Source organism: Mesorhizobium sp. M1066, assembly GCF_040318635.1.
Taxonomy (GTDB): Bacteria; Pseudomonadota; Alphaproteobacteria; order Rhizobiales; family Rhizobiaceae; genus Mesorhizobium.
The window spans coordinates 1-13073 of the sequence record NZ_JAMYMR010000073.1 but is presented as its reverse complement, the minus strand read 5'-3'; the positions used below and the strand labels follow the sequence as shown (position 1 = coordinate 13073).

General features: G+C 61.0%; 8 protein-coding genes and 3 pseudogenes. 5 read left to right on the top strand and 6 right to left on the bottom strand.

The features are described from left to right. Positions 1–132 precede the first annotated feature (132 nt). Entirely contained in the window at positions 133–1164 is a 1032-nt protein-coding gene (locus NKH52_RS34390; protein WP_352736723.1) for a GlxA family transcriptional regulator, read from the bottom strand. 86 nt (positions 1165–1250) lie between these two features. On the opposite strand from NKH52_RS34390, the gene NKH52_RS34385 reads away from it, so the two are divergent. Next, on the top strand, positions 1251–2657 hold the full coding sequence (locus NKH52_RS34385; RefSeq protein ID WP_352736721.1) for an FAD-binding oxidoreductase: 1407 nt from the start codon (positions 1251–1253) through the stop codon (positions 2655–2657). Between the two features lie 209 nt (positions 2658–2866). On the opposite strand, the pseudogene NKH52_RS35570 reads toward NKH52_RS34385, so the two are convergent. Continuing rightward, positions 2867–3142 (bottom strand): annotated as a pseudogene (locus NKH52_RS35570) (tyrosine-type recombinase/integrase); the annotation flags it as partial. A gap of 392 nt (positions 3143–3534) precedes the next feature. Between NKH52_RS35570 and NKH52_RS34375 the strand changes: the two are divergent. Then, the gene (locus NKH52_RS34375; RefSeq protein ID WP_352736719.1) at positions 3535–4206 is read left to right on the top strand and encodes an ankyrin repeat domain-containing protein; all 672 of its coding nucleotides are present in this window, start codon (positions 3535–3537) and stop codon (positions 4204–4206) included. A gap of 27 nt (positions 4207–4233) precedes the next feature. After that, positions 4234–4743: a YHS domain-containing (seleno)protein gene (locus tag NKH52_RS34370; protein WP_352736717.1), complete on the top strand. Its 510-nt coding sequence runs from the start codon at positions 4234–4236 to the stop codon at positions 4741–4743. Between the two features lie 41 nt (positions 4744–4784). On the opposite strand, the gene NKH52_RS34365 is transcribed toward NKH52_RS34370, so the two are convergent. The 4 genes and pseudogenes from NKH52_RS34365 to NKH52_RS34350 all read right to left on the bottom strand — a co-directional run. Next, on the bottom strand, positions 4785–6974 hold the full coding sequence (locus NKH52_RS34365; RefSeq protein ID WP_352736715.1) for an adenylate/guanylate cyclase domain-containing protein: 2190 nt from the start codon (positions 6972–6974) through the stop codon (positions 4785–4787). 445 nt (positions 6975–7419) lie between these two features. Then, positions 7420–7467: pseudogene (locus NKH52_RS34360) on the bottom strand (hypothetical protein); the annotation flags it as partial. Positions 7468–7481: 14 nt separating this feature from the next. Next, positions 7482–8273 carry an FAD-binding oxidoreductase gene (locus NKH52_RS34355; protein ID WP_352736725.1) on the bottom strand — a complete coding sequence of 264 codons (792 nt, stop codon included), beginning with the start codon at positions 8271–8273 and terminating at the stop codon, positions 7482–7484. A gap of 51 nt (positions 8274–8324) precedes the next feature. Next, positions 8325–8629, bottom strand: a pseudogene (locus NKH52_RS34350) (FAD-binding protein); the annotation flags it as partial. Positions 8630–9033: 404 nt separating this feature from the next. Here NKH52_RS34350 and NKH52_RS34345 point away from each other — a divergent pair. Further along, positions 9034–12588: an adenylate/guanylate cyclase domain-containing protein gene (locus tag NKH52_RS34345; protein ID WP_352736713.1), complete on the top strand. Its 3555-nt coding sequence runs from the start codon at positions 9034–9036 to the stop codon at positions 12586–12588. A 52-nt stretch (positions 12589–12640) separates the two neighbouring features. After that, a complete protein-coding gene (locus NKH52_RS34340) occupies positions 12641–12901 on the top strand; it encodes a DUF4242 domain-containing protein (protein WP_352736711.1) in 261 nt (86 codons plus the stop codon). The last annotated feature ends 172 nt before the right edge of the window (positions 12902–13073 follow it).

The following is a 13073-nucleotide window of genomic DNA, read 5'->3' as shown; positions in this document are numbered from 1 at the left end:
AGATCGACGCCTCTACCCGCTCAAGGTCTATGAATATCGCGCCATCGCAGAACGAGGCGCCCCTCCCGCGGAGCGGGTTCGTGCAGTGAGGCGCAAAGCGGAATATGGGCATCTGGCTGCGACGGTTGAGATTCAATCGCGGCTCAGCGCTCGCCGGAGAGCACCGAAGCGAATGCGATATTGCGCCGGCGTCACCCCGACCTTGCGGCGGAAGAGACGCCCGAAAAAACTCGCATCCTCATAGCCGACTTCACTCGCCACCGCTTCGACCGGGAGATCGCCGGTCTCCAGCAGCTGCTTGGCCTGCTCGAGCCGGAGCGCGTGGATGTAGTCGATTGCCTTCATTTCCGTGGCCTTGGCGAAGCGGCGCACGAAGGAGCGCTCGGACAGGCCTGACAGCTTGGTCATTGCGGCGACGGGCGAGTGCATCCGGTAGTTGTGTTCGGCCCATTTCTGACAGCGGTTGATCACCGCGTCGTCGGTCTGGCGAAAGCACATGAGCGCAGCGAAGGGCTGCTGTCCCATATCGTGCCACTGCAGCAAATAGACCTTGGCGACCTCCATCGCCTCCCTGAGGCTGACGAAGCGCGCGATCAGATAGAGGGCGAGATCCTGCCAGCTCGAGCCACCTCCGGCCATGACGATGCGCTGGGCCTCGCCGCTCAGCACGAGCGACTGATCCGGCCTCACCTTCACGCCGGGATAGTTGTTCGTGAGCGTCTCGACATAGCCCCAGTGAATGGTGGCCTCGCGATTGTCGAGCAGCCCGGCCTCGCCGAGTAGCACCGCGCCCGAACAGGCGCTGGCCAGCATCGCGCCGTCGTCATGCGCTCGCTTCAGCCACGCGGCTTCGGCGTCATACTGCCCGGCAATGCTTTCGCCCGGATTGACGAAGAAATCTGGAATACAGACGATGTCGGGTGGTGGGCAATCGGCAAGGCTGTGATCTGGGCGCACCCAGATGCCGTTTGCCGCGCGAAACGGGCTGCCGTCCCCGGCAACCACATAGGGCCGCATGCGCGGCGTGCCCGCGGCTCCGCTGGTGATGAACAGGAAATCCCTGCCGGGCGAGGAAAACAAGTCGAACATCCCGTAGATCGTGGAGACGGTAGCCTCCGGAGCGGCAAGGATCGCCACATTCAATGGGCCGGCCTGTTCAACCATGGCAGAAATGACCGCCTTTCAGCATTTTCGACTTTAGTGGCCGTGCCCGCGCCGCGCTAGCGTGCGTGAAACGAGGAGACCGCCCCATGGCCGCCACCGCTACCCTTACACCATCGAGCATCGAAAGCTTCCGTTCCATCTTGCGCGGCGAGGTGCTGGAGCCGTCGAACCCGACCTATGACGCGACGCGGGTCGTCTGGAACGGAATGATCGACCGCCGTCCGGCCCTCATCGCGCGCTGCCGGAATGCTGCCGATGTCGTGGCGTCGGTGAATTTCGGGCGTGAGCAGCGGCTGGCGATCGCAATCCGCTCGGGCGGCCACAATGTTGCAGGCTACGCCGTCTGCGACGGCGGGCTGATGATCGACATGTCGCTGATGACGGGCGTGCGGGTCGCGCCGGGCCTCGACCGTGCCTTCGTCGAGGGCGGCGCCACCTGGGCCGATGTCGATGCCGCCACCACCCCGCTTGGCCGCGCCACGCCGGGGGGGCTCATCTCGGTGACGGGCGTTGCCGGCCTGACGCTTTCTGGCGGCATCGGCTGGCTGCGCGGCAGCCACGGCCTCAGTGTCGACAATCTGCTGGCCGCCGATCTGGTGACCGCCGATGGCCGCCTCATCCATGCCGACGCGACGCAGAACCCGGATCTCTTCTGGGCGCTGCGCGGCGGCGGCGGCAATTTCGGCGTGGTGACGAGCTTCGAGTTCAAGCTGCACCCGATCGAACCGGAGCTGATGTTGTGCGGTCCAGCCTATCCCGAAGAGCGCGCCAACGAGATCATTCCCCTCTGGCGCGACTTCATGCAGACCGCACCTGATCGCCTGAGTGGCCTGGCCGAGTTCTCCACCCTGCCCGACGATCCTTCGATTCCCGAGCATGCAAGGGGCCGGCGCGTCCTGGCGCTCGCGCATGTCTATGACGGACCGGCCGACGAGGGCGAGCGGGTCGTGGCGCCGTTGCGCAGTTTTGGGGAACCGCTTGTCGATTTCAGCAGCCGCATGCCGTATCGCACCATCCAGTCGCTCTATGACGGGCTGTTCCCGAAAGGCCGCGACCGCTGCTACTGGAAATCTACCTACCTCTCGCGCCTCGACGACGAGGTCATCGAGGAGATCACCGCACGGATGGCGAAGCGCCCCTCCGAAATGACCTTCGCCTCGATCTGGAAGTTTGGCGGTTTCGTCCAGCGCGTTGCTGCCGATGCGACCGCCTTCGGCGACCGCTCCATGACCTTCATGCTCAGCCTCGACGCCATCTGGCCAGGCGCTGATGAGGACGATGCGAACATCGGCTGGGTTCGCAGCTTCTGGCAGGACATGCAGCGCTACTCGACCGGGCGCCTCTATCTGAACTTCCCTGGCCATGGAGAAGGAGCGGATCTCGTGCGCGACGCCTTCGGAGCCGAAGCCTACGCGAGGCTCGCCAAGATCAAGCACAGATACGATCCGGACAATCTGTTCCGCCTCAACCAGAACATCTTGCCAATGCACTGACGCACAATCCAAATCGGGCGTACGGTGGCGACTCTTGTTCGGCCGTGGTGGCTTTGATCGCGCTGAGTCGCGAGCGACGCCCAGCGTGGTCGCCGCGATGTCCGCTTTCAATCCGTGGCAGATCTGTCCGCAACGACCGAGATTAGGCGCAAAGCCGCTGGGCCGAACACGAAGCGATGACGACCCCGCTCTCGCGAGGTCGTCCTCTTTCAGATTTCAGTTCCCTCGGCCAGCGTCAGTGCATCCTCGACGTCGACGCCGAGATACCGGACGGTGTTCTCAATCTTGGTGTGGCCAAGCAGAATTTGAATTGCTCGGAGATTCCCGGTGGCCTTATAGATGATGGAGGCCTTGGTACGACGAAGCGAATGGGTGCCATAATCCTCACGGCGAAGGCCAACCGCCGAAACCCATTCATCGACCAAGCGCGCATACTGCCTGGTACTCAAATGGCCAGCATGATCGACCCGACTGGGAAAGGCAAAATACGCCTACTCTCTTGCCTGCATTCCAAGCGGGACGGCCTTGTTCGGCGAAGTCATACTGCGAATGTCCCATATCGTTTCTCCTCTGGCTACTACTAGTTGGCCAGGGCACAAACGTTAAGGAGAATAGTGGGGCCGACTGCGGACTGGCAGCTTCAGGCTGCGAATCTTCGACAGCGGACATTTTGAGCGCTTGGGCATCATGGAAACGGCGCGGACGCAATGCGCTGCGACAGAACCGCGGGAGGCTGCCTTCTAGAGCAAAGAATCTCCTAAATCGCATCGCCGATTGCCCTTTGGTGAAATGACGGAATCCATAGCCCCCGCGCGCCGAATGGAGTACAGTATTTGATAAATCGGTCTGCGAGCGAACGTCGCCCGGAGGTTTTGTCGTGACCGTCACCAAGCGAATGCGGTTGCTGATGGCCTCGCTGAGGGCCACGCCCCTCGGAATAGGCTCGGATCGGCTTGTCTGCATTGCTGCGCTCGTTGCGTATATTTCCTGGCTCGGAATTGCCGCCGGTGCGGTGACTGCCGGGCCGCTCCACGACGCTGCGCGGGAGGGCGACGCCGCCAAGATCGCCGAACTCCTGGCACAAGGCGCCGACGTCAACAATCGCGACGAAAGCCGACAGACCCCGCTGATCGATGCAGCACTTGCCGGCAAGACCGAGGTCGCCATAGTGTTGATCGAGGCCAAGGCCGACATCGAAGCCCGCAACGACCGCGGCTTCACTGCCCTCCATGCCGCAGCCTATTCAGGAAGCCTGGACATAGCTAAATTGCTGCTCGACCACGGGGCCGAGGTCGATGCGTTGAGCACGCACAAGATTACGCCGCTGCATGTAGCAGCAGAAGAGAACCAGACGGCCATTGCGGAGCTGTTGATCGCGCACGGAGCACAGGTCGAGGCAATCCAGGAATACGGCTACACGCCTCTCAGCCGCGCGACGTTCTTTCAGAGCGCAGATGTAATGGTCTTGCTCAAGAAGCACGGCGCAAAATGCCAACCCAAGGAAACGATGGGGTCGTCGTACAAGGTGTGCATCGCCCTCGGCAACTGACATCGAGTAGGGTTACGGGAGAAGAACATGACAGAGAACCGTTCCACGTTTGACAGTTTGCTTTGCGCGGGGGTAGCCGCCGCCTCCATTCTGCTCTTCGGCACTAGCGCATCCTACGCCGGCGATGGAGTGAACACCGGATATTTCGGCAACGTCGCCATACTGGGCTACGATCCGGTGGCGTACTTCACGGACGGTCGCGCAACGATGGGTTCGCCCAAGATCTCGAAGAAATGGCTTGGGGCGACGTGGTACTTCGCCAGCGCCGAGCACCGCGATGCCTTTATTTCCGAGCCTGTGCGCTATGCCCCTCAATTCGGCGGCTTCTGCACCGGGGGAATGTCGGCGAAGGAGGCATCTGCGAACCTTGACCCGGAAGCGTTCCGCATCGTCGATGGCAAGCTCTTCCTTTTCTCCGGAAAGGAGGGCCTGGAGGAAGACTTCGATGCCAACCCAGCGCCTGTCATTGCGAAGGCGGAAGCCGAATGGGCCTCAGTGGAGGCGAGGGAATTCGAGGCTAGAGCGGCCGCCAACTAGCCGAGGCGCATGTCGCGAGCCCGCAAGTTGAATGCTGCACGTCACTGAGACACTGAGAAATACCAGACGGTGACGGAGTCCGGCCAAACATACTCGTCCTGCGTTTCGCTGCTCCCCTGGGGGTTGCGATAGACCGGGGCGCAGAACTTGCGGCCGAGCAAGGTCGCGGTGGATTGCGTGCAGAAGAAGCTGCCTTCCAAGCTGGAGGCGCCGGTGATGATGCTGGTTTGCGAACTCAGGGCGAAATCTCCATTTGCACTCAGTTCCATGACGAACGGCGCACCATTGTGTTGGTGTCCGACCCATGTCCGATCGCCTGTCAGGGCGCGCAAGAGGGAACCGTCCAGGCGGTCTTCTTCCCGCCCGCGATAATCGAAGCTCCGCTCGGGAATCCCGGCGGCGCGGAGGGCGTCCAGCCGGTGATCGAGGTCCTGTTGCCGCCGGTGATGGGCATAGACGACACGATAAGCGGCGAGATTCTGCTCGGGGATCTTTTTCAGGATTGCTGCAACCGCGTCGTGCGCCTCGGCCATTCGGCCCAGCCGCGCATTTGCCATTGCCAGGGTTTCGAGGCCGAGGTCGCTGCGATCTTCCGGCTGAACCTGGCTTAGCGCCCGCAACGCCTTCTCGTATTGGCGGTTCATGTAGAGCACGAAGCCGTAGTAGTCCAAGACCTGCGCTCGCGGCTTGGGATCGACTTGCAACACGCGCTCCATCGCAGCCAGCGCCTCCGGGCCCTGTCCTGCGTAGGTGAGCACGATGGCCAGGTTAAGCTCTGCCTCCGCGCCGTTCGGGTCCAGTTCGACGGCTTTCCGAACAGATGCGACCGCCTGAACCCATTCGCCATCCAGCATCTGCAGGATGCCGAGCACAGCATATGCTCTCGATGACTGGGGATTGAGCTCCAGCGCCCGCCCTGCCGCTTCATAGGCGCGCTGGCGAGCGACGGCGCTAAGCATGAGCAGCCCGTAGTCGAAGCCGAGCACGTCCACCGTGGCGCGGGCATAGCCCGAGTAAGCATCCGCAAACACAGGATCGAGCTTGATCGCCTTTTGATACAGGGACAGGGTCTCGCCGAGAGACCTGTTGTCGACCACGTAAACCTTCTGCTCGGCTCGGGTGTAGAAATCGTACGCCTCCAGGCTTCGTGTAGGGAGACGAGCGATCTGTGCCCTTTCGCCTTCCGTCAGGCGTACCGAGAGTGCCTCGACGATGCGCCCGATCACCTCGTCCTGAAGCGCAAATATTCGGGAGTAGTCGCGGTCGTAGCGCTCGGCCCAGATGTTGCTTCCCGTTTTGGCATCGATGAGCTGAACATTGATCCGGACTGCATCGCCCTCCCGGCGGACACTGCCCTCGACCACGTAGCGGACGTTCAACTGGGCCGCGATCTCGTCGACGTCGAGGGATCGATCCTTGAAGGAGAACGCGGAGTTGCGGGCGATGACGAGGAGCCCGGAGATCTTGGACAGATCGGTGATGAGATCGTCTGCGAGCCCCTCGGCAAAGTAATCCTGCCCCGCTTTCTGGCCGAGATCGGTAAACGGCAACACGGCGATGGAAGGTTTGCCGGGCGTTGAAGCGGCCGGATGGGAACCGTGACCAGGCAGGAGGCCAATTACCTGCGGCCAAAGCATCAGGGCAATCCCCGCTGCCAGAGCCAGAAGGAGCGCCGCCGCGCCGATCACAGGCCACCGCCGAGAGCGCGACTTCCTGGCTCCTCCGGTCTGTTCCAGCAGAACGCGATAGGCGCGGACCCGTTCTGGAATGTTCTTGAGGCGCTGTTCGCCGAGTGACTTGAAGATTAGGCCGAGCTTGTTATGGGCCTGATCGTAGGCCGTTCCCGAGATGACGATGCCGCCAGGATCGCTCAGCCCCTCCAGCCGGGCCGCGATGTTGACCCCGTCGCCGTAGACGTCGTCGTTGTCGATGATCACATCACCAAGGTTGATCCCGATGCGGAACACGATCCGAGTATCTTCGGGAAGACTGAGGTTCTGCTGCGAGGTGACCCGCTGGATTTCGACGGCGCAAGCCACCGCATCGACAACGCTGGCGAACTCGACCAAAGCCCCATCGCCCATGAGCTTGACGATGCGGCCATGATACCCCTCAATCGACGGTTCGATAAATTCGCGGCGAAGCGACTTGAGCCGGGTGAGTGTGCCCGTCTCGTCCAAACCCATCAGGCGGCTGTACCCCACCACGTCGGCGGCAAGGATAGCGACCAACTTCCGTTCCAGATGTTGAGCCTGTTCCACTGGATAGAATTATAGGGAAAGCCCAATGACATGACCATACACACCGTCCCTACGAGAGCTAGCAGCAAACAGTCCTTCTCCGATTAGGTACGTTACAAAATCGGCTACGAGCGTTCGCCTTGAATTCCGAAAAAGTGATGTTTGACGGAACGTCAGCTTCTAGCGCAACCGCGACCTCCATCATGGTCACCCGCGATGTCTGCTTCCGGGCCGCGGCGACGTTTTGCCTCAATGACTCATATGCTGCGCGTTGAGACTGGCGGCTTTTGGGCCGAAAGCGGAATGGCGGCTTTTGGCGTCCGAAGAACGATAGCGGACGTTCAGCCCGGTGGACCAAGGTCTGAAGCTGGCGCAAAGGAGACTTTGCACATTGACCGCCTTAGGCCCGGTACGGACGTGAATACCTCTACTGCATCTATGTCGCGGGACGGATGTTTTGGTTGACGCGGAAAAGGTTGGCAGGGTCGAACTTCCCCTTTAGCGCGGCGAGCGCGGATAATTGTCGCCGTAGCTCGCCTGGATACGCTCATCGCCTTCATCATCCATCATGAAGTTGTGATAGGCGCCGCCTAGGTCAAACGGATGAACAGCCTGCCAGTAGTCGGTGGCCCACTTCTTGAGGGCCGGCGCCATGCCCGGATCGGGATTTATCCCGGCGATCACCATGGACCAGGTCACATCGCGGGCGTTCCTGTCCGCCTTGCCCCGGCGATGCACCGCGCCGTCGATCGGGTAAAGATGCATGCACGAACCCGGGCTTGCCTTGCTTGCATGCAGGAGATGGGCGTCGATGGCGACATCTGGCAGCGCCCGGACAAAATCGCCCTTCCAATACCATTGCAGCCCGGCCGGATAGAGCGCGTCGAACAAGGTCTGTAACCGCGTGTAGGGGATCGGGCCGGCCCAGTCGATCAGCGGCTTGGGGAGAGCCGCGCGGATGGCGTTGACGGCCGTTTCGCCGCCCTCGCCGTTATACGCGACAAGGAGGACACACATCTGTTTGTTCCAGTGCTCCGGTGGGAAAGTAGCGCCGCCAGGGACCGATTGCAGTCCGAGGAAGATGTAGAAATCCTCCGGAGCTGTCGCCTGGAAATCGCGATACCAGCGCATCACCTCAGCGGTATCGCCAACATCGAAGATGATCGGTCCGCCATAGAGCATTTTCGCCGGGTGCGTACGAAACAGGAAACTGGTCGCGAGACCGAAGTTTCCTCCGCCGCCGCGAAGCGCCCACAAGAGATCTGCATTCTCGGCTTCGCTGGCGGTCATGAAACTCCCGTTGGCCAACACCACATCGGCTTCGATGAGGTTGTCGACGGCCAGCCCGTATTGCCGGCTGAGGTAGCCGTGGCCGCCGCTCAGTGTCAGGCCGGCGACCCCAGTGGTCGAGATGATCCCGAAGGGGACTGCCTGGCCGAAAGCGTGGGTAGCATGGTCAACGTCGCCAGTCGTGCAGCAGGTCCGACCCGCACCGTGCGGTTCCTTGGATCGAATCGGACGCCTCTCATAGTCGAGAGGTCGATCACGAGGCCATCGTCGACGCTGCCGAACCCCGGTCCATTGTGACCACCCCCGCGGATTGCGATCGGAAGTCGGCTGTCACGGCCGAAGTTCACTGCGGCCATTACGTCTCCGGCATCGGCGCACCGGGCAATAATCAGCGGCCGCTTGTCGATCATGCCATTGTACAGCTTGCGGGCATCGTCATAGCCAACGTCGCCGACGCCGATGAGTTGGCCCCGCAGACTCTGCGCGAATTCCGCAATTTGCGTACTATCCATTCCAGCCTCCAAAGAAGCCCACCTGAGAGTTGCGTGCGTCACCCGCGGCGTTCGATTTCCCGACCTTTATCTTGCGCCGAAAGCTACGCGTGGTCCAACCGAAATTGATATCCCGCGCCTCCTTCGCGGACCGTCCTGGTCCATCGAGGAGTTTCGGCCGACTGCTCGTCTCGATCTCCCGATCTGAAAGGTGGTGCCGCGACGAGATTCGCGCTAGTTTGGATCGCGGTGCCGCTTGAGAAAGCTCGATGCAAACAATTGAGGATTGGCTGAGCCACCTCGGTCTTGGCAAGTACCTGCAGGCGTTCCTCGAAAACGACGTCGACCTTCGAGCGCTTCCCCATATCACGGACGCCGATCTCCAGGAGCTTGGTGTCTCGCTCGGGCACCGGAAGATCATTCTGGCCGCGATCGATGGACATGGACAGCCCCACCCCAACGGAGCTCGTCTTGCCTCGGTTCCAGTCGGTAGGCCGGAAGCTCAGACCACCGAAGTGCTGCAGGAACCAACTGCCGACCGGCGGCTCCTCAGCGTGCTCTTCTGTGACCTGGTCGGCTCGACAGCGCTATCGGCACAGCTCGACCCGGAAGACATGCACGAGCTCACCCGCCGCTATCAGGACAGCGTCGCTGGCGCAATCACCCGCTTTGGCGGCTATGTCGCCAAATATCTCGGAGACGGCGTGCTTGCCTATTTCGGGTGGCCGATGGCTTACGAGGATCACGCAGAGCGTTCCATTCGGGCAGGCCTCCAGGCCCTCGCCGCAGTCGAGGCCTTCCAATCGCCCGACGGCGAGCAACTGAAGGCGCGCATTGGCATCGCATCGGGCCACGTGGTCGTCGGCGACATTGCGGGCAGCAGCGTGAACGAGCGCGCCTCAATCGCAGGGGACACCCCCAATCTCGCGGCGCGCCTGCAAAGCGCTGCCGCTCCCGGTCAGATCGTCGTTGCCGACAGCACGCGTCGGCTCGCCGGGCAGTCCTTCGAGATCGAGAGCCTCGGTGAGCAGGAGTTGAAAGGCTTCAAATCGCCTATTGCCCTATTCGCGGTTCGTGGCGAGCGGGAGGTGGAAAGCCGGTTCGACGCAGCGCACGACCGCGCTTTATCGAAGTTCGTCGGCCGAACCAGCGAAATCGGCATTCTGCTCGAGCGCTGGGAGTTGGCCGAAGCCGGCCAGGGCCAGGCGGTTTTCGTGTCGGGAGAAGCGGGCATCGGGAAGTCGCGCCTCGTGGATGCGCTCGAGGAACGGCTCCATGAGAGCCATCATGAGCTAATCCGGTTGCAGTGCTCCCCCTATCACATCACCTCAGCCTTCTACCCCATCATCCAACGCCTAAGCCGGCTTGCAGGCTTTTCATCCGCCGACGACCAAGCCATGCGCGATGAAAAATTTCGCGCGATTGTTCAGCGTTACGGGGAACATCCCTCGGAGGTCGGATCGATCTACGCCGAGCTGCTCTCGCTCGACCTCGGCGACGCGTTCAAACCGCTCGACCTCTCCGCCCAACACCGTAAGGAACTCAGCGTCCACACATTGGCGAACCGGGTGCTGCTCGCGGCGAAGATCGCGCCGGTGCTCTTTGTCGTCGAGGATGCGCACTGGATCGATCCGTCGACTAATGAATTTCTCACAGAGGTCGTGAACCGTATGCATGGTGCGGCCGTCCTTGTCGTTGTGACGCACCGACCGGAATGGACCGCCGGGTGGGCAACCGGACTGGCTCAGGTGACGACCCTCGCCATTGGCCGTCTGACGAAGCAACAGATGCGAGAACTGATTGAATCGATGCTCGCGGATATTCCCGATCAGCTTGCCGACCGAATTGCCGAGCGAACAGACGGCGTACCGCTGTTTGTCGAAGAGCTGACGCGCTCAATCATGGAGAGCGGAAAGGCGGCGTCGCTCAACGTCGAGATCCCAGATAGTCTGCAGGGCTCCCTTATGGCGCGACTCGATCGTTTGACAGCGACGGGCAAGGAAGTCGCGCAAATTGCCTCTGTGATAGGCAGGGAATTCGATCGCGGCCTACTTTCGAAGGTTGCTGGACTCGAAGAACGAGATCTCGACGACGCGTTGCATCAGCTCATGTCCACCCAACTCATCGTGATTGGAGGCGTTTTGCAGGACGCGCTCGTTTTCCGCCATGCGCTCATCCAGGATACGGCGTACCAATCGCTTCTCAGTCGGCGGCGCCGCCACTATCATGAAGCCATAGCCAGGGTCCTCATCGACGCATATCCCGATCTCGTCGTCACGCAGCCCGAGCTCATCGCCCAGCACTACGTCAAGGGACAGCAAAACGAGCTTGCCCTCCCGTACTGGATGATGGCCGGCGAACGCGCGCTGGGGCGATCAGCCAACTATGAGGCGGTCGACCATTTTCAGAACGCTCTTGCTATCGCGGAGCACTTACCGGAAGGACGGGCTCGGCAAAAGGAGGTGCTCGAGGCGACCCTAAAACTCTGCGAAGCACTGAGCGCCGCAGGCCGGTTGTCGGACTCCGTTGCAAAATACAAGCTGACCGCGCGGCTGGCTCGCGAGGCTGGCGATACCAAGGCCTTCATCCGCTCTGCGCTCGGTTTTGATGCCGCCCAGTTCCTTTCCTCGAAGCCGCTCGCCGAATCGCTCCAGCTACTCAGAGAAGCGATGGGCAAGATTGACCACAACGATCAGAACTCGCGCTGCCAGCTTCTCACCCGCCTTGCGCGCGCATATGCGTACCTTGGCGACGCTAAGAAGAGCGCGAAATACCATAAGGAGGGCGTCCATCTGGCTCGGCAGCTTGATGACAAACCTTCCCTCTTGGAACTCTCTGTCTTGCCTTTCCTAACCCCGACGACAGTCAAGTCTGCCGCGGAGGCAATCGATCGGACTACTCGCATAGACGAAATAAAGCGCCTCTCGGCTGATATCAACGACGACGACATGCGGGGCCGAGCCCTAATGCTCGACGTTTACGTCTCCACCGAATTGGGCAATCGTGCTCGAGCCGATCTAGCGATCGATGGATTGGAAGAGCTCGGAACGCTGCGCCAGCGGCTCCACCTCCTTTGGATGGCTCGGCATGCGCGGGCCATGATGGCTATTCTTGAGGGACGTTTCACGACGGCTGAGGCACTTGCAGGAGAAGCGCTGAGCATGGGTAGACAGACGCATGGCGCGGAAGTCGAGGGCGTCTACGGCATGCAGATGTTCGCGATCCGACGTGAACAGAGCCGCCTGTCGGAGGTCGCACCGGTCATGAAGCGTTTGATCGAAGAGAACCCCGATGAAACCACCTGGTTGCCAGGTTTTGCGTTAGTTGCATGTGATTTGGGCTATCGGGACGCAGCGCAGCGTAGGCTGAGCGAGCTGGCTCGCACCGGTTTCGCAATGCCGCTAGATGCGAAGCGAAGCACGTCCCTCTCGTTCATGTCGGAAGTCGCGATCAGCCTCGGCGACACAGAGGCGGCGCAAACGATCTACGACCTTATGATCGCCTACAAGGATATGACCATCACGGCGGGAGTCGCAACTGTCTGCTTTGGAGCAGCGAGCCGCTATCTAGGAATGTTGTCCGCCTCGCTAGGTGACTTCGAGAAGGCCGCCGCGCACTTCGACCATGCACTTGCGATGAACGCAGCCAGCAGTTCAAGACCGTGGCTCGCGCATGCACAAGCCGAATATGCGAGCCTGCTTATGAAAATCGGTAGCAAGAAAGCGATCGAGAGAGCAATGTCACTGTCGGAACAAGCCTCGGCAACTGCGGTCGAACTGGATATGGTCCGCTTGAAGAAGAGGTTGCAACCGACCCTGCATTAAGGGGCTGGGTCATGCTTCGCCGGCATCAACACGGTTCAGAAGGAGCCTTCTCATGCCACGCTACGTCATCGAACGAGATTTTGCCGAACAGCTTAACCTTTCAAAGGACTCGGTCGAAAAGGTCAATTTGATCAATGACGAGGAAGGCGTGCAGTGGATCATCTCCTTCCTCAGCGCCGACAGGAAAAAGACCTATTGCCTTTACGAGGCGGCTAACCCTGAAGCCATTCGGGCCGCGGCCCGAAGAAACAACCTGCCGGCTGATGTGATCATTGAGATCAGTGGCGAGATTGGGCCGAATATGTTCGCTTAGCGCAATAGCCGCAAGCCAGCCAAATGGTGACGATTTTCCAAGCTTGGCCGAAGGAGCGGACGTCGCCCCGCCTCTGCGGCTTGCTCACGCTAGAGCGGGATGAATTTAGGTTGGGCATAGCCTGCCTCTGTGAAGTAATTTCGGCATTCGGTTGACGTGACGGTGCCGAGGA